We start from the raw sequence: 23,323 nt of genomic DNA, 5'->3' as shown, positions 1-23,323 counted from the left end.
GTAACCTTTATGGTTGCAGGGTTTTTATTTTATTGACTTAATTACTCAAGTGAGAACTTCGCTGTTAGTTCTAAATTATTGCAATAAGTAAGGCGACCATAAAAATACCGACCTCCCTATCGTTAGATTTTGGTCTAACTTTTGGTGGTCGGCACAAAAATTCGCCTTATCTTAAATTATAACTATCTACTAATTCTCATCATAATTAGAATTATCTATATCATTATCAAGTTGTCGCCTGTCAGATTCTGAAGGCTCTGCTTGAGGAGCTCTCTCTGATCCACTACTTGCATATGGATTCTTCCAATCTGGGTCATATGGATTTAGGTTCTCGCTTTGTTTTTTATTTTCCTCATAATTTGAATATGAGTCCTTATAATCATCAGCATCTTGCTTGATGAATCCCAATTCCTCTAACGCAACATCTCCTCTATTAACAGCAGTATATCTTATAGCTCCATAAAGTTCCGCAAAGGTCTGGTTTATATAAACGCTCAGTACTACCACAGACAAACCTAAAGTAATTCTTGCTAATAAAGCTGCTAATATACCCCAGCCAATAAAAGATAGTCCTAAACCTATGGTATGCCATTTATTGTTCTTCATCATTTTCTTGCTTAATTTCAAGCTTTTTCTATAACCAAACTTAGGATTATCGGCTAAAATATATGGTTGCATTAAGTATGCGAGTTTTCTATTAATGATAAAGAAAGCATTAATAACACTTACAATAGTAGCAACAGACAAAACACTTACATGTAAAACTGTAATCTCTATCACGTCATTATTGATTGCTTGATTGCCAAGATCAATGGTGATTAGTGTAGCTGCTATACCTGAAACTATACTTGGTAAAGCCCAGATAAACATCCATAACTGTTTCCACAAATTACCTAAAAATACCTCTTTGTAGTTAGCTCCGAAATGTTTAAATGTCATGTCTAGACCAGGTGCATTTGCAACTTCTCTGTTTCTAACAAACCAATTTTTAACACTGATATCAAATGGTTGTAACAAGAATATATCCAATATTAAAGTTATAACTCCTAGAATAATCGAATATCTTAGAAACTTTGAGAAAAATACAAATCCCATTACAATAATCTCTTCGTCATCTAAGTATTGATAATTATTTATTTCATTAATGAATTGCAATATTTCATCAGATATACTAAATCCAGATAAGATTCCTACTAAAAAATTAATTAAAAATGTAACTGCAGCCACTACTAATAAAAGTAATAAACCAATGCTGAAGCTACCTCTCAGATGAAACTTTGCATCCTTTTTTAATGTCTTATTTTGCCACATAACTTAATCCTTTCCTGATATATAACAAAAGTTCATACAATAAATTGCTAACTAAAAAGTAAAACCCTTAGTAAATAACTCGATACCTTTAAACATAATTTTAATATAAATAAATAATTATTTAAATATGTTAAGTACCAAAATTAACTAAGGGTTTTTATTTATTCAGCTTTAAACTTCAATTCGCCTGACTTAAAGTCAACTTTTACCTTACTCTTATTATCTAGCTCACCACGAAGTTTCATTTCTGCTAGTGGGTCTTCAATATTCTTGGTAATTTGACGTTGTAATTGTCTTGCTCCGTATTCATCGCTATAGCCTGCTTCACCTAGGTAATCTTTTGCGGTTTCACTTACTTCTAGTGAACATGACGCAGAGACTTTTAGGCTATCTTCTACATCTACTAACATTAGATCTACTATTTCTCTAATCTCGGCTTTCTTCAATCTATGGAATACTACAACTTCATCCACACGGTTCAAGAATTCTGGTCTGAAAGCATCTCTTAAAGCTGCTCTTATACGGTTTTCTTCTGCTTCATCTTCATGAGCACCGAATCCATAGCCACTCTTCTGACTTGTACCAACGTTGGAGGTCATAATAACAATTGTATTGCTAAAATCGACCAACTTACCTTGCGCATCTGTTAAACGACCTTCATCAAGAATTTGTAACATGATATTAAAGATATCACTATGTGCCTTCTCAATCTCATCGAAAAGTAAAACACTATAAGGTTTTCTTCTGACTTTCTCAGTCAATTGACCACCGTCATCATAACCTACATATCCTGGAGGAGATCCAATCAACTTAGATACTGTATGCGCCTCCATATATTCGGACATATCTAAACGAATCAAGTTATCTTCACTATCAAACATTACCTCTGTAACAGCCTTCGTTAGCTCAGTTTTACCAACACCAGTAGGACCTACAAATATAAAGCTACTTGGTTTACGTTTAGCTCTAAGCCCTGCTCTACTTCTTCTAAGAGCTCTTGAAACAGCACTTACAGCTGATTCTTGGCCAATGATTCTCTTATGCAAGAGTGATTCAAGATCTAGTAATTTCTCTTTCTCATCATAAGAAATACTAGTTACAGGAATTCCTGTCCATTCGGCCACAATTTCAGCGATATTTTCTTCAGTAATAATTGAAGGTTTTAGTCTCTCTTCAACTTCAGCCAATTCTTCTTCAGCTTTCATTTTGCTGCTCTTGAATTCTGCTTGTTTTGCATAAAGACTTTCTGCTTCTTCAGATTCTGGATCTTCTGGCATCTTTTCACTTAAAGTTTGTAACTCTCTATCCAATTGGCTAATTTCATTTTTTAGTTTAGCTTGAATAATTAAGTCTTCGTCTTTTAAGTTTGCCTTTGATCCAGCTTCATCCATTAGGTCAATAGCTTTATCCGGCAAAAATCTTTCTGTAATATAACGTTCTGAAAGTTTTATACAAGCACGTAAAACATCATCTGAGTAGACTACATGGTGATGGTTTTGGTAGGTTTCTCTCAATCCCATCATAATTTCCATTGTTTCTTTCTCAGTAGGTGGGTCTACGATAACTTTTTGGAATCTTCTCTCTAAGGCTGAATCCTTCTCAATATGTCTTCTATATTCTTCAAGAGTAGTTGACCCTAGTACACGTATCTCACCCTTTGCCAAAGCTGGTTTCAAAATATTAGCAGCATTCATGGCGCCATCGGCATCTCCAGCACCAATGATATTATGTAATTCATCAATTACTAGAACGATATTACCAGCGCTACTTGCTTCCTCAACTATACCCTTCATTCTATTCTCAAATTGGCCACGGAATTGGGTACCTGCCACAACAGCTGTCATATCCAATTGGTATAGCTCCATATCCTGTAGTTTAGGTGGAACATTACCTTCGATAATTCTAGTAGCTAAACCTTCTGCAATTGCTGTTTTACCAACACCTGGCTCACCTAAAAGAACTGGGTTATTCTTATTTCTTCTATTTAATATTTCTATAACTCTATTAAGTTCTTTTTCTCTACCAATGAGTGGATCAATTTTTCCATCTTTAGCTTTTTTGTTCAGATTAGTTGCATATTGATCTAAATTTTTACGTTTATTTCGAACATTTCTTCTACTTCTACGTTGATTTTGTTTATTGTCATCAGAAGATTGATTCTTACCTGGGAAAAGGAATGGCCATTGTGGCTCATTATCTTCGCTATCTTCTTCAGCAGAATCCTTGCTACTATTTGCTGAATCATTATCAGCACTGTCGTCATCTTCATCATATTCTTCATCATAATCCATATCATTTGGATCTTCACCAGCAGTTACACCAGCCATTGGTCCCAAGATGTCTTGAATATTATCTGGAATTTGTCCACCAAACATTGCAGATAAAATATTTTCAGAACCACCATTCTCTTGAATTTGATTGAGAACTTCATTCATTTGTTCTGTAATCTCATCTACATTGTCTTCAGTTATTCCACTTTTTTCTAGCATCTGATCAATGCCACCTACTTTGTTGCGCATTGCACAACTGAGGCAAATACCATCATTTATGATGGAGCCATTTTCAAATCTAGTAGTGTAAATTACTGGAACATTTTTATTGCACATAACACAAAGGTTATCCATGTGCTCTCACCTCTCTTTTTTCCTTTTTTATTTATATCTATTAAGTTTTAATCCTGTTATTTTTTCTTATTTTATTTTTAATTTTGCTTTTACTTATAAAAAGCCTCCTAACATTTTACAGAAGAACCATTATAAATAAAGCCTAAATAATCACATTTAACAGTTTATTGTTAAATTAGTGAAAGTTTATATTATTTCATTTAGCTTGAGTTTAGATTTAAACTTCTAACTATTTTTCATTCAGAAAGACCTCATAAGTTTTGAGATTTTTTGCCTTAGCAGTAAAAATCTTATCCAAGTACTGGCCAGTGTAGCTTTCTTTAACCTTACTTATTTCTTCTGGAGTACCTGAAGCAACCACTTGGCCACCACCATCTCCCCCTTCAGGACCTAGGTCAATAATATAGTCTGCTGTCTTAATTACATCAAGGTTATGCTCAATTACTAACACAGTATTTCCAGCATTGACTAGTCTTTGAATTATATCTACGAGCTTATGAACATCTGCCATATGTAAACCTGTGGTCGGTTCATCAAGTATATAGAAGGTATTACCAGTGGCTGTCTTAGATAACTCTGTTGCTAGCTTAACTCTTTGTGCTTCACCGCCACTAAGCTGTGGAGATGGCTGACCCAGTTTGATGTAGCTAAGACCTACGTCATACATAGCTTCTAATTTCTTTCGAATTTTTGGTATATTCTCGAAGAATTCCATAGCTTCATCAACTGGCATATCTAATACATCTGCTATATTTTTACCTTTATATTTAACTTCTAAGGTTTCCTGATTGTATCTCGCTCCACCGCAGACATCACAATCAACATACATATCAGCTAAAAATTGCATTTCAATTCTATTAACACCATCACCATTACAAGCTTCACAACGGCCTCCACGAACATTGAAACTAAATCTTCCCTTCTTGTATCCACGTTGTTTCGCTAATGGAGTTTGTGCGAACAAATCTCTTATATGGTCAAAGACTCCTGTATATGTAGCTGGATTAGATCTAGGAGTTCTTCCAATTGGTGATTGGTCAATTGAAATAACTTTATCCAAATGCTCATAACCTGAGATCTCATTAGCTTTGCCAGGCTTTCTCTTCGCCTTGTTTAACTTGGCCTCCAGTACCGGAAGTAATACTCCATTTACTAATGAGGATTTTCCCGATCCTGAAACTCCTGTAACAGTTGTAAATGTTCCTAGAGGTATTTTCACATCTATCTTTTTAAGGTTATTTTCTTCTGCACCATAGATTTCCAAGACATTTCCATTGCCTGCACGTCTTTTCTCAGGAATATCAATGAACTTATCCCCTCTTAAATATTGTCCTGTCACAGAATTCTTAGTGTTCATGACCTCATAAACATCACCAACACAAATTACCTCTCCACCATTTAGACCTGCTCCTGGACCAATATCTACAATAGTGTCCGCTGCAAACATAGTTTCTTCATCATGTTCAACTACAAGAACTGAGTTTCCTAAGTCACGTAACTTCATTAACGTATTCAATAGTCTACTATTATCTCTCTGATGTAGACCTATACTTGGTTCGTCAAGTACATATAGAACACCTGTCAAACCTGAACCAATCTGAGTAGCTAATCTAATTCTCTGTGCTTCACCACCACTCAAAGTCCCTGCTGCTCTAGATAAGGTCATATAATCTAGCCCAACATCAATCAAGAACTGCAAGCGTGAGTCAAGTTCGTTATAAATTCTTCTCGCTATTTCTAATTGTTGAGGATCTAGCTCTTTTAGTCCCTCTTCAACATTCTCTTTAATCTTAGGAATACTTAAAGTTGTTAACTCATAAATATTTAAATCATGATACGTTACTCCAAGGGCTTCTGAATTCAATCTAGCACCATTACATGCTCTACATATTGATTCAGTCATATAATCTTCATAGTACTCTCTAAGATCAGTACTATTGGTACTTTGGTACCTTCTCATCATACTAGGAATAACACCTTCCCAGTCACTGACATAGTTTTCTCCACGGTTATATTTTGAATTACTTGTATCAACTGAAATCTTTTTACCGTTATTACCGTATAGAATCAGATCTTTTACTTTGGCATCTAAATCTTTCCATGGAGTATTGAGACTAAACTTATACTCTCTTGCTAAAGCTTCGATAAAAGACCTAGCCCAGGAATTCTTCTCAGCAAATTTCCAGCCAGCTCCATCTATACAGCCTTCATCCAAACTTTTCTCTGGATCTGTGACAATTAAATCAGGATCCGGATTCAAAAAACTTCCAATACCAGTACATGTAGGACATGCTCCCAAAGGATTATTGAATGAAAATAATCTTGTCGTTATCTCTTCAATACTAATATTGCAATGAGCGCAGGAATAATTTTCCGAATAGACATCTTCGTATGTTTTCCATTCACGATTACCACTTTCATCCTCTGAAACTAGCTCTTGAAACTCAACTTGAACGAATCTATTTTCTGAAGCTCCCATTGCGGTCTCAATAGAATCACTTAATCTTGACCTAATCCCATCTCTTATAACTAAACGGTCAACCACAATTTCAATGTCATGTTTTTTATTCTTATCAAGATCTATCTCATCAGTTAAGTTATATAATTCTCCGTCAATTCTAACTCTTATATAACCTTGCTTAGTGAAGTCCTCTAGCAGCTTCTTGTGTTGACCTTTACGTCCTCTGACTAATGGGGACATTATTATTAATCTTGTACCTTCAGGTTTTTCCAAAACTTGATCAATAATTTGATCTATAGTTTGTTTGCTTACTGCTCTGCCACAGTTTGGGCAATGTGGAGTACCTACTCTAGCATAAAGTAGTCTTAAATAGTCATATATTTCTGTAACTGTACCGACTGTAGAACGTGGGTTATTACTAGTTGTTTTTTGATCTATTGAAATGGCTGGAGACAAACCTTCGATGCTATCTACATCTGGTTTCTCCATTTGTCCTAAAAATTGACGTGCAAAAGAGGACAATGACTCTACATATCGTCTTTGCACTTCAGCATAAATAGTATCAAATGCTAGTGACGTCTTACCTGATCCAGAAATTCCTGTTAATACAACTAATTCGTCTCTTGGAATTCTTAAGTCAATATTCTTTAGATTATTTGAACGTGCACCTTTAATTAAAATAGCATTGTCACGTTTTGTCATTCGTTTTCCCCTTTTTATTAATACCTTTTGTAAGTAGTTCGTTAGTAGAACGATTCTATCACAGAATAAATTCATACCTGTGTCTTAGAAATAAATCTTTTTATCCAAAAATTATGAAAAACTAAATCTCCTGTATATTATGAACTATCTTATGAACATCTATTCTACTTCGCCTTCATAAAGTAGAAAAGTAAAATCACTACCTTCTGCTATCGCTTCTTGAGCTACACAAGTCATCCCCATATGATCATAAAAATTATAGTTGCAAGCAGAATCAGTTTTGAGGTTAAACTTTTTCACATTATTTCGTCTAAAGTAATCTAAACATTCTTTAAATAACTTTCTACCTACACCATGTCCTTGAAAAGTAGGATCTACAATTAACAATACTATCTCTGCATCTGAATCATTATGTTCTTCCAGCATTTTGGAGTACTTATTTTCTTTGTCAAGTTTGTAATTAATAAAATCACTTCTCTCTTTTTCTGAAGCTTTAACTATTGTCAGCAACGCTTCCGGCCAGTTGTTACCTAGCATTCCTAGATTACTTGATTCTCCATTTACTCTTGCTGTTATAACAGCCTTAACTTCTTCCTCATCTACTACCACTTTTGCCCATGAACTTTTACTAAGCACATTATCCAAATCCAATGAAACTTTAGCATCATTTACTTCTGGATCAATAATTTCTTCATCTAAATACCAAGTTTCTTTGAGCAAATTAAATATTCCTGGCAAATCATTTCTTCCAAGATCTCTTAATTCCATAATAATTTCCTTTATAATCTTTCTATTTTTAAACCTAGACTCTAAAAATCTCTGTCTCCATTATCATTTATAAAACTACCATCATCTTCAAACAAATTACCACTTGAAAAAAGTGATCCAAATAAGCCATTAGATTTCTTCTTCATTTTACTTGCGCAAAATTCACAGGCAGTCTTTCCGTTTATCTCGTAAACTAAATCTCCTTGCCCCATTACTAAGGAACAAAAATCACAAATAAAGTAGTCCATATGTGTCTCCTTTACAAACTCAATATAAAAATAGTTTTTTCTTTATTTTACTCGAATTATCAACAATATTTAAATTCATTAATTCATGCACCACCATAAATATATTCTAATAAATAATTGCTGCAAAAATTGCTACTAAAACACTTGAAAAAAAAATATTTAAGGTATAGAATGTTCACTATTGTATCGCAATAAGACAAATGGCCCCTTGGTCAAGCGGTTAAGACGTCGCCCTCTCACGGCGGAATCACGGGTTCGATTCCCGTAGGGGTCACCAATATAGCCTGTAACCTCGATGGTTGCAGGCTTTTTATTTTCTCTGGGCTTAATCTTGGCTTAATTTAGTCTTATTTAAACCTATACCAATAAACTGGCGGTCCACCCACTCTACCTTCAATTTCAGTAATGCTAATACCATTGTCTTTGTAATTACAATGAATAATTTTATCGTCTGAGTAATATACCCCAGTGTGCCCATTCGAGCCTAGAGAGTTCCCCTTTTCACCTGCTACAAAAATATCACCTGATTGTAGCTCCGAAAAGTCTATTTCTTCGAAGATAATTCCATCTAATGCAAATAAATCTTCAGTGCTACCAATAATATGACCTTCATCAAGAATTCCTGCAGCAATTAGAGCATTGAATACTGCACTCGAACAATCATAGTAATCTGGCCCTTGACGTTTATCTAAATCCATAGAGTATTTAACTTTTCCAAGTCTCTCTTCAAACCAATTAATAAATTTATTTTTTTGCTCTTTACTTACCACAATTCAACCTCCAAAAATAATACTTTTATTATAATGGATTTCATCTTAGTGTTTTCATACCAAATGCACTTTTATAAAATATATACTCGTATTTTTCTTTGTACTTTTATAGTATTTCTGAGAAATTTAGATTTCTTAATAAAAAGCATAAACAAAGTGTTTTATTCTATAAAAAATATGTTAATATGAATGCTGAAATTTTAAATTTGTTCATCACGTTTCCGTTATAACAAATTACAAAAAAATATTTTTTAGAGGTGTAACTATATGGATAATTTCTTGAAAGCTGTCGATAACATTAATTCAGTTCTCGGCAATTTCACAGTTATATTTATTGTTGCAGTAGGTATTTACTATCTATTCAGATTAAGAGGATTTCAATTTAGACGTTTCGGATATGCTATGTCACATATCTTCAGTGGTCTAAAAGGGAAAAAAGAACTTAAAGAAGGTGAAGTTTCCCCTATACAAGCTATATCAACAGCTTTAGCAGGAGCTTTTGGTGTTGGTAATATTACTGGTGTTACTACTGCTGTTACACTTGGAGGACCTGGTGCTCTAGTATGGTTGATGACCTCAGCTCTTCTAGGTATGGGTACTAAATATGCTGAAATTTTCTTAGCAGTTAACTTCCGTGAGCGTAATGACGTTGGTGACTGGGTTGGCGGACCTATGTACTACATTAAGAATGGTCTCAAAAAGCACTGGCATTGGCTAGCAACATTCTTTGCTTTGTCTGCTTCATTCGCAGCTTTATCAACAGGTAACGCAATCCAAGTCGGTAACATTGCTGACTCTATTAATACATCTATTCAATCCTTTGTTCCAGAAGCTGCTAATTATTCACAATGGATTTCTGCAGGTATTGGTCTAGTTCTAATGTTTGTAGTTGGATTCATTCTAGTTGGTGGTGTCCAAAGAATCGGTTCATTAGCAGAAAGCGTTGTTCCACCAATGGCAATGATTTATTTACTTGCTTGCTTCATCGCTATCGGTACTAGCTATACACAAATTCCTACTGCCTTCTACGAAATGTTTGTAGGTGCATTCAACCCACAAGCTATATTCGGTGGTACTGTTGCTATTAGTGTAAAAAGCGCTGTTGAAATGGGTATTAAGCGTGGTGTATTCAGTAATGAAGCTGGTCTAGGTACTGCTCCTATGGCTCACGCTGCAAGTAGTGAAGAAAACCCTGTAAAACAAGGTATGTATGCACTTCTAGAAGTTTTCTCAACTTTATTAATTTGTTTAGTAAACGGACTTTTAATTACTGTATGTCTTCCAAAAGATGTTTTAAACTATGGTGTTGAAGGTACTAGTGCAATGAATGCTCAAGCTTTGGGTACTGTTTTGGGTGATAGAATTGGTGCCTTAACAGTCGCTCTAGCACTTAGTCTATTTGCCTTTACTACAATTATCAGTTGGGGACTTTATGGTATCCGTTGTGCAGAATATGTATTCGGCGGAACTGGTAGAAAAGTTTATCTAGGTATTTATACAATTGCTGTTTTCTTAGGTTCATTATTAGATTTGACATTAATCTGGGGTATAGCAGATATAGCCAATAGTTTGATGATTATTCCTAACTGTACTGCTTTGCTACTATTAGGTGGTGTTGTTACAGAGAAAACAAGAGCCTATTTCTCAGGTGTTGATGCCGAGAAGCAAAAATTAAGAGATAAACAAAGAGCTTAATTAAATTCAGTTTAATAAAAGTTATTCATAAGAAAACCTGGTTTTATGATTTACATCACAGATCACATAAGACCAGGTTTTTTAATACTATATTCTATAATTATTTTATTGGCTTATATATCTAAAAAAGCAAAGCTTAATTGTTTTTCTAACACTCTAAACTCAATGCGCTGACTCTGAAAAATTCTACCATCTATATTCCCCATAACATCTCCATCTAGACTTTCTATATAGCCTCTATTAAACTCAAAGCTATGAATTTTAGGATGTGATAAATGAGTTCCTTTTTTATATTTGCTTGCCAATTTAATAACATCGCTAGCTTTAATATTTTCACCAAATAACAAGTTCGCCAATCCATCATCAAGTTTCGCGTTAGGGGTCGGTCTAAATCCACTCCCGTAAAACTGGCCATTCGCCATTACAGCTACACTAGCCTTAATCTTTCCAGAGTACTCTTTCCCATCGTTATTAAAGAAACTATATTTATAGTTAAAATTTTTCCTTGCAAACAAGTTTTTAAATACAGATATTAGATAGGCCACTTTGCCTAATTTAGGCCATTTATTAAGTACACCATATGCACCTTCTAGGATTATAGTATCAAAGCCTAAAGATAAAGCGTTCACGCAAATTTCTTCATTATTAATTTCTATTAAATCAATTTTTCTCAAATGAGGTTTAGTTGAAGCCTTTATAACCTTGTCCAGAATTTCACTCTCATATCTTGTGTTGTACAAAGTTTTGGCGAAATCATTACCTGTACCAGTAGGAATTAAGCCCATGCTACATTCAGTTTGATATAAAGCACTGGCGCACTCATTGAGAGCACCATCACCACCACAAATGTATACAAGCCCTTCACTACCAAAGCGTTCTGCCCACTCGCTAGCAGCCTCAGTTATATGAGCTTCATGCTGAGTAATTACTATATTAGGGCTTTCACATCCTGCTTCAGCAAAGGCCTTATTTATTGCACGTTCAAGGTCATCTGCTTGGTCGTCTTTACCAGACTTAGAGCTAATTATAAATCTTATCTTTAAATTACTATTATTTTTATGCACAGCGTAATGTATTACTCCTGTTTATTATTACTAACCTTCATACATAACATTGTACCTGACATTCTAGCCAACGTAACTTACACCTTCTGCAAATATTTCTTCATCATCTCCCTCTTGCTTCTTAAATGAAACTAGCAAGGCAATAGAGAAAGGTCCAACTCTACCAATAAACATACAGATTATCAGAACTAAATGACTAATAGAATCTAATTTATTGGTTTGAATTGAGGTTACACCTACAGTACACAGAGCAGAAATTACTTCATACATAATGTCCAAGCTAGTAAATTGTCCTGCCTGGACTTTGGATCTTTCTATTCCCAGAATTAATCCAACAGCTATTACCGCAACAGATACAAACAAAACAAATAATACCATTGCTTTAGATACTAATTTATTATTTAAGCTTCGTTTCTGAATTACAATATTTTTCTTTCCTTGTATATTAGCTTTAACATCGGCCAAAATTGTCGCAAAAGTAGTAGTTTTCAAACCACCACCTGTAGAAACAGGACTAGCACCAATAAACATGATGATTATTCCAATAAACATACTGACTTGATATAAAGTGCTTTGATTAATTGAATTAAAACCAGCGGTTCTGAGTGTGGCTACTTGGAAGAAAGCTGCTAAAGGTTTTTGATAATCTGGCAAAGTTCCCATCGCTAGCTCTGACATGTTATTCCATTCAAATGCAGCTATAAGAATTGTTCCTATTACTAGAATCCCTAAAGTAACTGATAGCACTAATTTACTGTGTAATTTTAATTTACGTTTTTCTTTGACTGCATCAAAAATATCTACCCAAACAATAAATCCTAGACCACCCATGGTTAATAAAAGTGCTGTAGTTAGCAATACTATAGGATCATTATTTATTCCAGTTAAACTTGCGAATTCACCATATTGAGATCCCATTACATCAAATCCAGCATTACAAAAGGCTGATATACCTTGAAACATGCCTCTATAGAAGGCATCAGCAACAGGCATATATTTTAGGTATGCTAATGAAATTATCAATCCACCGATTAACTCGCAACTAAAAGTGAAGCGTAAAACAAATCTCAAAAGATCAAATACCTGCTCTAAACTTTCACTTCCGAAAGTTTCTTGCAAGCTTCTAATTGTATTCATCGATACTTTTTGCTTAGTCAATCTAAAGAATGCAGCAACTATAGTCAAAAGACCAATACCACCTAGTTGAATTAGGGAAATTATTATGACATGTCCAAAAGCACTCCAATATGTACCTGTATCAACAAGAACTAGACCTGTAACACATACAGCTGAGGTTGATGTAAACAAGCTCTTGAAAAAGCTTGTCCATTGTCCACTTGCAGAAGCGAATGGGAAGCTTAATAATATAGCACCTATAATAATCAAGAACGCAAATGAAATTACAATAGTTTTCACAGGACTTTTGAAGAGTTTCATGACTGATTCACGCAAACCAGGTTCATCTAGCTGTTCTTTTGATACGTATGTTATGTCATGTGTTTCTTCAACATACTTTGTATCATTATTTTCTGCTTTCGAACTATTTTTCTTTACTTTTTTCTTTTTTGCTTTTTGCAAAACTAAATTCTCTTTTTTTTCGGAAGATTTATCTTTTCCTTTAAGAATTTTTTCGCCAGCTTTGGGTCTATCTAAAGGAATTGCCACACGAGAAATTTTTTCATTATCTTTGTTTTTGGACTTAAAATCTTTAGTAATTCCTTTTTCAGAGTTTTTTCTTATATTTTGTATTATCTCAATTTTTTCTCTGTCACTTAACAAATGCCAGTCTTTAGCCATAATTGACTCCCACAATCCATTAATCTTTTTTTAGAATATACCGATATTACTCTTCATCACTTTTTTTGAGTAAGTCAGGTCTGACAAAATTTAACCATATTTCTTCAAAATTCTTTTGGTCACAAACCATTATTAATGTATCACCGTTTTGCATAACCAAATCACCTGTAGGAATAAGAGCTTCACCATCTTCTCTGGTAACAAGAACAACACGAGTATCACCAACGAAATCATACTCTGCTAAGCTTTTACCAGCAGCATCACTGGCGGAGTTAAGAGGAACCTTAATAATAGCTTTAGTATTTTTCTCAAAGTTATAAACCAGGCTCATCTCGCTATAAGCAACTTCTTGGTCAATCATCTGAGCAATCATATCTGTTGCAGAGAAAATTTGATCTACTCCCAATACTTTTAGAATATATGAGTTCTTAGGATTATTTACTTTTGCTATTGTATAATCAACTTTAAATTTTAATTTTGCTATTTGGCAGGCTATTAAGTTATTCTCATCTTTTCCGGTCAAAGCAATGAAAACATCAGCATCTGCAGCACCTGCACGCTCGAGCACATCGACATTTGTACCATCGCCATTAATTACTTTAATACCATAAGTATTAGCTATACGTTGGGAAGTATCTAGTCGTGTTTCAACTACTGTAATTTCATATTTATGTTCAGATTCCAAAATTCTTATAAGATGATAAGCAACTTTATCTCCACCTACAATAATTACTTTTTTCATAAATATCCTCTAAAATATCCTCTAAATCTAATCAGCTTTTTCGACTTCAGGTAAACTTACAACTATTACACTCTCGTTTGCAGATAAAGTATAGTCTCTACCTACTAGAGCAATCTTATTACCTTTTACCACTGCTAGTAAATGCACACCCAGTTCGTGCTCTAGGGTATTGACTGTAACACCTTCCCACGCTTCTGTAAGCTGTCTTAAATCATATTTAATGGGGTGACCAAGCACACTGGTTATATCTGATGAAATAACATAATCTAAATTCTGGAGAACGGCCCCAATTATCATGGAAGTTGTACAAACAGTCTGCAACCCCATAGCTTGGTACATACTCTCATTAGCAGGATTTTCAATTTTAACTATGACTTTCTCTTTGTCATAAATGTTCTTAATTAACTGACCTGCCATTACATTCATATTTTCATTATCGGAAACACAAGCAACTGCATCTACACTTCTTATACCAGCGCTTTCGAGCACGTCAATATCTATTGGCATACCCTCTATTTTTGTACAATCTAGATGATCTAAATTCTGCAAAATTTCTGGATTCTGTTCAATTATTATTACGTCTTCACCGGCATCTATTAGTTCTTCAGCTAAATTAGCTCCAACCTTACCAGCGCCAATCAATAAAACTTCCATAGCTATTAGTTATTCCTGTTCTAGTTTCTTGTGAGTAGTCAATTTCTGCTATTTTATAACTATTTTTTCATCTCACAGTGTTTAACTTTTTTTTAATTATCTTACTTTAATTCGTATAAAGCAATTGCCGCAGCAATGGCCGCATTCAATGATTCTGCTCCCCCGGGCATGGGTATAGTAATTTTACTATCTGCTAGGCTAATCAAATTGTCTGTTAATCCATTACCTTCATTACCTATCCATAGACTGATTTTCTTATCTCTTTTGTATTCGCTTAGAGCTACCCCTTCGAGTGTCATCGCTAGTATATCTATTTTGTTTGCTTTTAATAATTCAATCAGTTTATTAGTTTCTTTAATTTCAAATATAGGTAAATGAAATGCTGCACCCATAGCACTTCGCAAAACTTTCTCCTGATTAACTCTAGCACTATTTCCTACAGTTATTGCTGCATCATAGCCAAATGCATATGCCGTACGAAGCATAGTCCCAAGATTACCTGGATCTTGAAGATTCTCCATTACCAATATTGACAAACTCTCATTCTTTGATAGTAGGTTACTTAACTCACTTATATTAGCCGTATCTCTACCCTCAGCTATCATTAGAATCCCTTGAGAATTTTTGGTCTTAGAAATATAATCAAACAATTCATTGTCCAAAATATATATTTCCGTATCAGCTTCAAGATATTTTCCTAAACTATATTTATTTTTATCTAGTAAAACATGCTTTGCTAGAAAAATTGCTTCTATCATTAAACCAGAGTTAATGGCTTCTTCACAAAGCCTAAAACCTTCCACAATAAATGCACCTGCCCAAATTCCTTTGTTCAAGCGAGCTTTATTTATATCTTTTATAAGCTGATTTTGTTTACTAGAAATTTCTTTCACTATAAAACACCTGCTATCAAATAGACTATTAGACTATTTATACTTTACATCTCATATTTTAAATTCCTAAAATGTTTTAGAAGTTTAAAACTCTTAATAATTACAAATAGATTTTACTATTAATTCAAGCAAAAAAGTAGTGTACTAACAAGAAGTTAACACACTACTATTTACAAACTATATATTTAAGTTTTTCAATTATAGAGCTGATTTAGCTTGCTCTACAATTGCACTAAAGTTCTTAGGATCGTTCAATGCGATATCTGCTAAAACTTTACGATCTAATTCAATACCAGCTTTTTTCAAACCATTGATGAAACGGCTGTAGCTGATGTCGTTTTGATGACAAGCTGCATTAATTCTTGTGATCCATAATTTTCTAAATTCACGTTTTTTAACTTTACGGTCACGGTAAGCGTATGACAAAGATTTCATTACTGCTTGGTTAGCGACTTTGTAGTTAATACTCTTACGACCATAATAGCCTTTAGCCATTTTTATAACTTTTTTGTGTCTTGCGTGTGAGGTTACACCTCTTTTTACTCTAGCCATAATTTAAGTCCTCCCTACATTATCTATTCTTCTTAGCATATGGAATTGCTTCTGCAATTCTTCTCTCGTCACCGCTGTGTGCAATTGTTGTACCTCTTAGGTTACGTTTTTGTTTGCTTGACTTAGGTGTAGCTTTGTGTTGTTTGTGTCCGCGTGAGCGTACAAATTTTCCTGATCCAGTTACTTTAAAACGTTTACTGGAAGCTGAATGTGTCTTTTGTTTAGGCATAATTCTTCTCCTCTACTTTCTCTTTGTTTGTTTGTTTAACTTATTGATGCTCCTCATTATTCTTCTGAGGCTTCTAACTCTGAGTCATCTACATTCTCTGAATTATCTGAGTTATTTCTTGCTTTTTTCTTGTCATCAGTTCTAGGCATAAGGAACATTGTCATGTTTCTTCCTTCCATCTTAGGTTCGTTGTCTATAACACCTAATTCTTGACAAGCCTCAGCAAACTTATTCATCATTTCATAACCTTGCTCTTTGTGGCTCATCTCACGGCCTCTAAATCTGATATTTACTTTGACTCTATTTCCATCTTTTAGAAATCTATGTGCATGTCTCACTTTTGTGTCAAAGTCGTGCTTCTCAGTAACAACCTTAAGTCCAACCTCTTTAACATCGATAGTTTTTTGAGCTTTTTTCGCTGCTTTAGCCTTCTTAGATTGTTCGTATTGAAACTTACCAAAGTCCATAATTTTCGCTACAGCATTATCTGGATTTGGGTTAATTAAAACTAAATCTAAGCCTGCTGCAAAAGCTCTATCCAAAGCATCTTCTCTGGAAACAACTCCATGGTTTTCACCATTTTCATCAATTAATCTGAGTTGATCCACATCAATATCTTCGTTCGTCAATGTTGTGTTTTTCTTATTCTTAGCGATGATCCTGACCTCCTATTTCATAGCACAAAAAAACGGGCACAAAAACCCGATTCACACTGAAGCTCTATTGCTTCAAAATTATCAACCTCTTCGTGCAAACTAAAGGTGAGAAATCGGATTTCTACTTCTTTCGGACAAAATTATCCCACGTATTCTAGCATTTGTCAAATACAAATGCAGTTTTTCTTTATAAAACCTTTTTTATATTATTATTATTTTTCTGGGATTCTATATTTCTGCAGTAATTTTTGTTTATTTTTTGCTCCAGGGCAAAGCTTATCTAATTTCTCCCAAAACCTCACACCATGATTCATTTCCTCAAGGTGAATCAACTCATGTAAATATACGTACTCTTTTAATTCATTTGGTAGCTGCAACAAATATACGTTCAAAGAAATAGTATTATTCGATGAGCAAGATCCCCAACGAGTCTTCTGTGCCCTGGTCTGAATTCGCTCTGGCAATTTACCATTATAAATTTTTGATAGCTCATTATAAAACTCAGTCGCATCAGCTCTCAATATCTTTTTAGCATTATTATATTCAGTGTCAGTGTATTTAAATAGTCTAATTATATTCTTTTCTTTATTTAAGCTGTTCAAGATTTTCTTATGATTACCGTTAAGGAAAGCTTTAATCGCCTTTTTACTCATTCTATAAGGTGCTCTTATCTCCAGGGTATTCAAATCAATCCATGTAAGCTTAAGTGTTCTCTTTCTGCGTTTATCAAAGTTGACATGGATTTTAATTAGATCTTGAGCTTCATTTTCTAATTCATAAAAGAACATTATTTACTCGTCTCCAACTAATTCTGCGCACTCTCTTCTATCAAAGAATTGTATTTATCTAATTGCTCTTGATCTACTACCCTGCCGGTTTCATCACAGTGTGCTAAAAGCATCAAAGTCTTTATCATGTCCTCAGATAGATTAAATTGCTCTTTGTATTCAGGCGTGAAACCAATATGAGCTTGCATATGCTGATTAATAATTTCAGCCTTATCCATTATAAAACTATCTATATTCTCATATACGCCATCTTCTGGAAGGCACTCGGCTATCAATAAATTAGCTCCTATAAACTGATGTCCTATATATTGGTAGTATCTTCTATCCTGAACAAATTTGTCAGCATACCAACGCTTAGCTCGACTCATTCTCTTCTCTGGTACTGCTGTTCTAGCGAGGCCTTTACCAGAATCGTGAAGCCTTAATATCTGTCTAAAGTCAGATCTAAAAGCTTCTGGCACTTTGCTAATCACTGTCTCTCCCTCAGCTAAAACCATATCTCTATGTTGGGCAAGGCTCTCTTTATGATGAACATTGTCATGGTTCTTATTTATATTAATTTCAATTTGTTCAACGACCTTGATTCTATCTTTTAGAACGACTGTTACGTAGTCGCAATCAACTTCTGCTCTTGGGATTTCAGTATTAATGTAATTTCTCTTAATTAAATTATAACTTGAATTTTTTAATGTTCTTTCAAGTTCCTCTTGAACCTTAGTCAAAGGTGATATAAATAAAACTCCTTCAACAATTATATTAAGCTTGTTCTCATTTGAAATGTTTTTTATATTCTGAAAAAGCTCTGCACGCATCTTTCTATCTATGTTTAGCAGGTTAACATAGATAGTTGAAATGTTTGTTTCCACAGTTGGCGCCGAACATTCTTTAATTGCTGAGTTCACTCTTTGTGAAAACTCTCTTTTTATCTTTCTTAGTTTACTTCCTTTTAACTCTAAAAATTTTTGGCCATAAGTTTCGAAACTTAGATTATTTATATCAATGATTAAAGCTCGCTTATCGTTTATGTTATTCAAATATTGAGTTTTTTCTTGCTCATCTAGACCAATTAAAAATTTTACTGTAATCATTTTTCCTCTTATTTAAATTTTTCTGTTTTTTCATGCGAATTTAAGTGCAAATTAAATTTTTATATTTTTAATGTTTTTATATCTGTAATGTTTTTATTATAGCTAAATGAAGTTTTTTTGTATGGTTTTCGTAAAGTATAATATAGCTTGTCTGCATAGTGTAACTTAACGATCCATTGATATATAATTATTTTGCAAGGCTTCTACCGCCCACCGCATTAATGAGAGTTTTCTCGTGGAGGGCATGGGGAAGCTTTGCTTTACATTTCCAAACTGTATTCATTCGCTTGCCTTCTAAATCATTTATTGTCATGATATTGATACTTGAAGTAGGGTTTCCTCTTCCCCAATTATTTATGAGTTGTCAGGAGTAATCCTTTCCGCTTTGAGGGGGAACCCCTACTTTTTGTTTTTTATTACGCATCTAATTAACACATAAAACATGTTAAATACACAAAATCACTCTAGACCAAGCAATAAAATCTAACCTTTGTTTTAGTAGGGCTAATATTAACCCTTAATCTACACTTTAATTTAGGAACAGTGGCAGGTGTGCGGACCCTGCATCTCTTGTTTCACCCTTAGGTGTATGGAAGCACTGTTATTGAATAACTCTCTCCACCTCACTGTTCCAAATACACTTTACAGTCTTTTATGAAAAGAATCAAAGCAGTTTGAATTGAATATAATATCAGTATCAATTTAAATATCCAAAATCTAAAAATATAACAAAAAATCGTGAACTAACGGCTGGTGTGCCCTTTCCAGCATCTCTTCTGACCTATAGCTCCACCACTAAGCTATTAACTGTAAATCTCCCAATCCCCTATATCTAAATGTATAAACGAAGGGAAAGCCTTTCACCAAGTATGTAGTAGCACATTCTCTACCTCACTAGTTTCTAGTATCTTAGGTCAATTATATATAAATATCAATCGTAGTATTTATCAAGGATGCTATATATACTAAGTACTATTCAAAAATCTCCAACTCGTAATCATATCTTTCTTCTGGGTCATAACTCCAGTCAGAAGGCTCAAATAAATAAGTCTCTGGAATATTTTTACTTAAATCAGCCTCAAATATATAAACTATTGTTCCTTTTTTATTAGTTTTTCTATCGTAAACAGTGTCATATAATTTAGGAATTTTCTTCATTTTATCTTTCTCTTTCAAATCAGCTAGGTTAATCTTGAGTATATAAGTTCAACACTCACTATCCAATCATTGAAAACTCTATATCTAATGATTTTAGTTAAGTAAATAGTTTCTAATAAAATACAAGCTTAAACAAAAAAGCTAGCAAACCTCGATGGATGCTAGCTTTATTCTGGTGCCGATGGCGGGGGTCGAACCCGCACGCCCGTAGGGCACTTGATTTTGAGTCAAGCTCGTCTGCCAATTCCAACACATCGGCGAAATGTCTTGTAGGCAATATCATAGTTATATTTTCTTTTCCTGTCAACCATTAATTTTCAGAAAGACGCTTTTTGTAAAGTGCAACATAAACTGAAATTGTTTTTTGTACAATGTTAATTGTTTACGCTATGGCTAAATATTTACTATTTGCACTGTTTCCTTCTAATACTTTCCTTGGGTAACTATTAATAAATTCCTCTAATTTATTTATTTCTCTCTGTGGTATATCTTTTAGTTTTGTACCTTTAGGAATAAAATATCGGATAAATCCATTTAGATTTTCATTGCTTCCTCGCTCCCAAGATGAGTATGCATGCGCATAATAAACACTAGTTCTATATTTCTCACTATGTATAGATTTTTCCATGCTTTTCCAGTCTTGAAACTCTGCTCCATTATCTACCGTTATACTCTTAAACTTTTCTCTAAATGCTCTTGCTCCTAGTTTTCTTTCTATAGAATTAAGCTTCTTTACTACAGATTCTTGTCTTTGCGTATTTATCTTTAAAATAATGCATTCTCTTGTACATCGATCTACAAGTGTCAATAAACAAGTCCTATCTCCCTTACTAGACTCTATACAATCCATCTCCCAGTGCCCCGTCTCTGTACGCTCTTCTATAGCTTTTGGTCTATGGTTTATTCTCTTCTTATCTGGTGGAGATAAGCGCTTTTCTATATAGCGTTTTCTTTGTCTAGGTTTATTTCCTTTACGTGGAAGGTCTTTCATTGTTACTTCTAGGAAGACTTCTTTTTCTACATAGTTGTAAATAGTTCTAGTACAAAGTCTTTTATCTGTAGGCCAGCCAACTCTGTCAAAATACATTGTTATTGCTGCTGGAGAGAATTTAAGATTATTTATTCTATTCATCTCTTTTCCTATTAGCATGTTTTCTATTATTTTGGCTAATATATGGTCGTTACTAATCTTTAAAGATGGTCCTTTATTACTCCAAGTTTTTTCTACTGTTTTCTGAGCTACTACAGAGGAATATGCTGTGTATTCTTCTAGCATAGAATTCTTTTGTTTGACTTTACCGCGTTTTAGTTCTCTAGATAGAGTTGCTTCACTCCAGCCTAATATCTTTGCTAACTCTTTTTGATTTAATTTATCTTTTTTAGGTCGCTTCAAATTCTCATTATATAAATACTCTAGATGCTTTCTATCTTCTATTGTTAAATGCTGACCTGCTTCTCTTTTCCTGATATAATGTAATTGGCTCATACGATCCTCCTTTGTTTCGTTTTTCCAATTAACATTGTACAGGATTGTTTGAGCCTTTATTATTTCAGTTTATTTTACAACTCGCCCAGAAAGACGCTTTTATTCATTAAACTAAACCTACGCACAAGCCTACAAGATTCTGGTAATTTATACCCTTTATTTATTACTCATGAGATTTAATCTCGTCTTTAAAAGCCTTGCCTCTCTCGGCAAAATTCTTATATTGATTGTAGCTAGCAGCAGCTGGAGATAATAGACAGATCTCTCCTGCTTTTGTGAGCTCGAAGGCCAGATCTACGGCCTCTTTCATAGTGTTTACAAGAACCGCATTAACTTTAAAGTCCATGTCTACATTTAATTTTTCTGCTATAGCAACGATGTCTTTTCCAGTATCTGGAAAACAAATAATGTTATTAATTTTCTTTTCAAACAAAAATTCCACTAATTCTGTGTAATCAATATTCCTATCTAGACCACCCATTAATAAAGTAGAAACTTTTCCTAGAGGTTGAAGTGCTTCAATAGCTAACTTACATGCTTCTGGTATTGTTGCGATTGAATCATTAAAGAATTTAATTCCTTTAACCTCTCCAACATACTCTAATCTATGTTCTAGACCATTAAATTCTTTTACACTAACTATGCCTTTCTCTAATTCTCCAGTAAATATCTCACTCGCTGCTAAAGCTAAGAGTGTATTGATTTCATTATGTCTACCAAGAATATGGTGATTGTCTAGAAGTTTATATTCTTCTTTTTCATCTTTTTTCAAGTTAACAAAAATAAATTTCTTATTCTCTTCTAATGAGTATCTTTTTATAAGATCTGAACTTAGCTTTTCAGCAACTTCGCTTGAGTTTTTCTTCAGCAAATCTTTAACAAAAATCAATTTAGACTTGTAGATATCTTGAATCGCTTCTAGAAGCTCTGTCTCATCTTCTGGAACAATTAGAAAATCATCTGAACTTTGCCAACGAATTAGGTTGAATTTAGAGTATTTGTAATCAGCATAATCTTTGTAATGGTCTAAATGTTCTTCATGAATATTAGTTAGAATCGCAACATGTGGAGACCTCAGGCAAAATTCCAATTGATGCACACCCATCTCTACAGCACAATATGAATCTTCTTTAAGTTCTGAGAAATGATCCAAGACAGGTACGCCGATATTTCCCAAAAGGTGGGTATCAGGAAAAGCATTTTTCAGGACTTGATAAACCAAACTTGTAGTAGTTGATTTACCTTTACTTCCAGAAACACCTATTATTTGAGCTTTTGAGTACCTTAAGAAAAGATCCATTTGGCAAGTAATTTCTACTCCTGGAAACTCTTCTAATTCCCAGTGGTCATCAACTATTTTTTTATTAAAGATATTGAAGTGTATCCCTGGGCTCTTCAAGATTAAATCGAAGTCACCCATTGCATCTAGATAATTAGTGCCTGAGATTCTCTTAACTTTGTATCCTTCAAAATCAAGATTCTCTGAAATCTCATTGAGATCAGCTACTGCTAATTCTACTGGATTAATTTCCTCGATATTATCCTTAATAAATCTGTAACTTGATTTTCCTTCACTACCAAATCCCAAAATTAGAATTTTCTTTGCGTTTAGATGATCAAAAATATTTTTATACATA

At 33.9% G+C, this 23,323-nt stretch carries 20 protein-coding genes and 2 tRNA genes; 2 read left to right on the top strand and 20 right to left on the bottom strand.

Translation table 11 applies throughout. The annotated features are described in order from the left end of the window. Positions 1-189: 189 nt before the first annotated feature. The 5 genes from C5Q98_RS01810 to C5Q98_RS01790 form a co-directional block, all read right to left on the bottom strand. On the bottom strand, positions 190-1,311 hold the full coding sequence (locus C5Q98_RS01810) for a DUF975 family protein (protein WP_106012029.1): 1,122 nt from the start codon (positions 1,309-1,311) through the stop codon (positions 190-192). A gap of 161 nt (positions 1,312-1,472) precedes the next feature. Continuing rightward, positions 1,473-3,935 carry an ATP-dependent Clp protease ATP-binding subunit gene (locus C5Q98_RS01805; RefSeq protein WP_106012028.1) on the bottom strand — a complete coding sequence of 821 codons (2,463 nt, stop codon included), beginning with the start codon at positions 3,933-3,935 and terminating at the stop codon, positions 1,473-1,475. A 229-nt stretch (positions 3,936-4,164) separates the two neighbouring features. After that, entirely contained in the window at positions 4,165-7,098 is a 2,934-nt protein-coding gene (gene uvrA, locus C5Q98_RS01800; protein WP_106012027.1) for an excinuclease ABC subunit UvrA, read from the bottom strand. A gap of 159 nt (positions 7,099-7,257) precedes the next feature. Continuing rightward, positions 7,258-7,866 carry a GNAT family N-acetyltransferase gene (locus tag C5Q98_RS01795; RefSeq protein ID WP_106012026.1) on the bottom strand — a complete coding sequence of 203 codons (609 nt, stop codon included), beginning with the start codon at positions 7,864-7,866 and terminating at the stop codon, positions 7,258-7,260. A 41-nt stretch (positions 7,867-7,907) separates the two neighbouring features. Beyond that, positions 7,908-8,114, bottom strand: a complete 207-nt coding sequence (locus C5Q98_RS01790; protein WP_106012025.1) for an LIM domain-containing protein — start codon at positions 8,112-8,114, stop codon at positions 7,908-7,910. 202 nt (positions 8,115-8,316) lie between these two features. Here C5Q98_RS01790 and C5Q98_RS01785 point away from each other — a divergent pair. Next, positions 8,317-8,391 (top strand) — tRNA-Glu (locus tag C5Q98_RS01785). A 70-nt stretch (positions 8,392-8,461) separates the two neighbouring features. Here C5Q98_RS01785 and C5Q98_RS01780 read toward each other — a convergent pair. After that, positions 8,462-8,884, bottom strand: a complete 423-nt coding sequence (locus C5Q98_RS01780; RefSeq protein WP_158695673.1) for a peptidoglycan amidohydrolase family protein — start codon at positions 8,882-8,884, stop codon at positions 8,462-8,464. A gap of 267 nt (positions 8,885-9,151) precedes the next feature. Here C5Q98_RS01780 and C5Q98_RS01775 point away from each other — a divergent pair, with 267 nt between their 5' ends. Beyond that, positions 9,152-10,579 carry an alanine/glycine:cation symporter family protein gene (locus tag C5Q98_RS01775; RefSeq protein WP_106012023.1) on the top strand — a complete coding sequence of 476 codons (1,428 nt, stop codon included), beginning with the start codon at positions 9,152-9,154 and terminating at the stop codon, positions 10,577-10,579. A gap of 113 nt (positions 10,580-10,692) precedes the next feature. Here the strand turns inward: C5Q98_RS01775 and C5Q98_RS01770 are convergent, their stop codons facing one another. The 14 genes from C5Q98_RS01770 to murD form a co-directional block, all read right to left on the bottom strand. Next, on the bottom strand, positions 10,693-11,643 hold the full coding sequence (locus C5Q98_RS01770) for a diacylglycerol/lipid kinase family protein (RefSeq protein WP_158695672.1): 951 nt from the start codon (positions 11,641-11,643) through the stop codon (positions 10,693-10,695). A gap of 63 nt (positions 11,644-11,706) precedes the next feature. After that, entirely contained in the window at positions 11,707-13,440 is a 1,734-nt protein-coding gene (locus C5Q98_RS01765; RefSeq protein WP_106012021.1) for a TrkH family potassium uptake protein, read from the bottom strand. A 46-nt stretch (positions 13,441-13,486) separates the two neighbouring features. Next, positions 13,487-14,182 carry a potassium channel family protein gene (locus tag C5Q98_RS01760; RefSeq protein ID WP_106012020.1) on the bottom strand — a complete coding sequence of 232 codons (696 nt, stop codon included), beginning with the start codon at positions 14,180-14,182 and terminating at the stop codon, positions 13,487-13,489. 27 nt (positions 14,183-14,209) lie between these two features. Further along, positions 14,210-14,836: a potassium channel family protein gene (locus C5Q98_RS01755; protein ID WP_106012019.1), complete on the bottom strand. Its 627-nt coding sequence runs from the start codon at positions 14,834-14,836 to the stop codon at positions 14,210-14,212. 101 nt (positions 14,837-14,937) lie between these two features. After that, the gene (locus C5Q98_RS01750; protein ID WP_106012018.1) at positions 14,938-15,729 is read right to left on the bottom strand and encodes a TrmH family RNA methyltransferase; all 792 of its coding nucleotides are present in this window, start codon (positions 15,727-15,729) and stop codon (positions 14,938-14,940) included. Between the two features lie 198 nt (positions 15,730-15,927). Then, positions 15,928-16,281: a 50S ribosomal protein L20 gene (gene rplT / locus C5Q98_RS01745; RefSeq protein ID WP_106012017.1), complete on the bottom strand. Its 354-nt coding sequence runs from the start codon at positions 16,279-16,281 to the stop codon at positions 15,928-15,930. Between the two features lie 19 nt (positions 16,282-16,300). Further along, on the bottom strand, positions 16,301-16,510 hold the full coding sequence (gene rpmI / locus C5Q98_RS01740; protein WP_106012016.1) for a 50S ribosomal protein L35: 210 nt from the start codon (positions 16,508-16,510) through the stop codon (positions 16,301-16,303). A 56-nt stretch (positions 16,511-16,566) separates the two neighbouring features. After that, on the bottom strand, positions 16,567-17,139 hold the full coding sequence (gene infC / locus C5Q98_RS01735; RefSeq protein ID WP_242967387.1) for a translation initiation factor IF-3: 573 nt from the start codon (positions 17,137-17,139) through the stop codon (positions 16,567-16,569). Positions 17,140-17,378: 239 nt separating this feature from the next. Further along, complete coding sequence (locus tag C5Q98_RS01730) at positions 17,379-17,954, bottom strand: M48 family metallopeptidase (protein WP_106012014.1); 576 nt, start codon at positions 17,952-17,954, stop codon at positions 17,379-17,381. A gap of 17 nt (positions 17,955-17,971) precedes the next feature. Next, complete coding sequence (locus C5Q98_RS01725) at positions 17,972-19,042, bottom strand: hypothetical protein (RefSeq protein WP_106012013.1); 1,071 nt, start codon at positions 19,040-19,042, stop codon at positions 17,972-17,974. A 972-nt stretch (positions 19,043-20,014) separates the two neighbouring features. Beyond that, entirely contained in the window at positions 20,015-20,200 is a 186-nt protein-coding gene (locus C5Q98_RS01720; protein ID WP_106012012.1) for a hypothetical protein, read from the bottom strand. A gap of 173 nt (positions 20,201-20,373) precedes the next feature. Beyond that, positions 20,374-20,459: transfer RNA gene (locus tag C5Q98_RS01715), tRNA-Leu, on the bottom strand. Positions 20,460-20,582: 123 nt separating this feature from the next. Further along, entirely contained in the window at positions 20,583-21,686 is a 1,104-nt protein-coding gene (locus C5Q98_RS01710; protein ID WP_106012011.1) for an IS30 family transposase, read from the bottom strand. Positions 21,687-21,849: 163 nt separating this feature from the next. Beyond that, positions 21,850-23,322, bottom strand: coding sequence for a UDP-N-acetylmuramoyl-L-alanine--D-glutamate ligase (murD, locus tag C5Q98_RS01705; protein ID WP_106012010.1), 1,473 nt, complete (start codon positions 23,320-23,322; stop codon positions 21,850-21,852). Position 23,323: the final 1 nt, after the last annotated feature.

The organism is Fastidiosipila sanguinis, assembly GCF_002998295.1.
Lineage (GTDB): Bacteria > Bacillota > Clostridia > Saccharofermentanales > Fastidiosipilaceae > Fastidiosipila > Fastidiosipila sanguinis.
This window is presented reverse-complemented; position numbering and strand designations above follow the sequence as displayed.

Bases quoted from the DNA above. Each gene is read 5' to 3' on its own strand.
- C5Q98_RS01810 (WP_106012029.1), bottom strand. From the start codon at position 1,311: ATGTGGCAAAATAAGACATTAAAAAAGGATGCAAAGTTTCATCTGAGA.
- C5Q98_RS01805 (WP_106012028.1), bottom strand. From the start codon at position 3,935: ATGGATAACCTTTGTGTTATGTGCAATAAAAATGTTCCAGTAATTTAC.
- uvrA (WP_106012027.1), bottom strand. From the start codon at position 7,098: ATGACAAAACGTGACAATGCTATTTTAATTAAAGGTGCACGTTCAAAT.
- C5Q98_RS01795 (WP_106012026.1), bottom strand. From the start codon at position 7,866: ATGGAATTAAGAGATCTTGGAAGAAATGATTTGCCAGGAATATTTAAT.
- C5Q98_RS01790 (WP_106012025.1), bottom strand. From the start codon at position 8,114: ATGGACTACTTTATTTGTGATTTTTGTTCCTTAGTAATGGGGCAAGGA.
- C5Q98_RS01775 (WP_106012023.1), top strand. From the start codon at position 9,152: ATGGATAATTTCTTGAAAGCTGTCGATAACATTAATTCAGTTCTCGGC.
- C5Q98_RS01765 (WP_106012021.1), bottom strand. From the start codon at position 13,440: ATGGCTAAAGACTGGCATTTGTTAAGTGACAGAGAAAAAATTGAGATA.
- C5Q98_RS01760 (WP_106012020.1), bottom strand. From the start codon at position 14,182: ATGAAAAAAGTAATTATTGTAGGTGGAGATAAAGTTGCTTATCATCTT.
- C5Q98_RS01755 (WP_106012019.1), bottom strand. From the start codon at position 14,836: ATGGAAGTTTTATTGATTGGCGCTGGTAAGGTTGGAGCTAATTTAGCT.
- rplT (WP_106012017.1), bottom strand. From the start codon at position 16,281: ATGGCTAGAGTAAAAAGAGGTGTAACCTCACACGCAAGACACAAAAAA.
- rpmI (WP_106012016.1), bottom strand. From the start codon at position 16,510: ATGCCTAAACAAAAGACACATTCAGCTTCCAGTAAACGTTTTAAAGTA.
- C5Q98_RS01730 (WP_106012014.1), bottom strand. From the start codon at position 17,954: ATGTTCTTTTATGAATTAGAAAATGAAGCTCAAGATCTAATTAAAATC.
- C5Q98_RS01725 (WP_106012013.1), bottom strand. From the start codon at position 19,042: ATGATTACAGTAAAATTTTTAATTGGTCTAGATGAGCAAGAAAAAACT.
- C5Q98_RS01720 (WP_106012012.1), bottom strand. From the start codon at position 20,200: ATGAAGAAAATTCCTAAATTATATGACACTGTTTACGATAGAAAAACT.
- C5Q98_RS01710 (WP_106012011.1), bottom strand. From the start codon at position 21,686: ATGAGCCAATTACATTATATCAGGAAAAGAGAAGCAGGTCAGCATTTA.
- murD (WP_106012010.1), bottom strand. From the start codon at position 23,322: ATGTATAAAAATATTTTTGATCATCTAAACGCAAAGAAAATTCTAATT.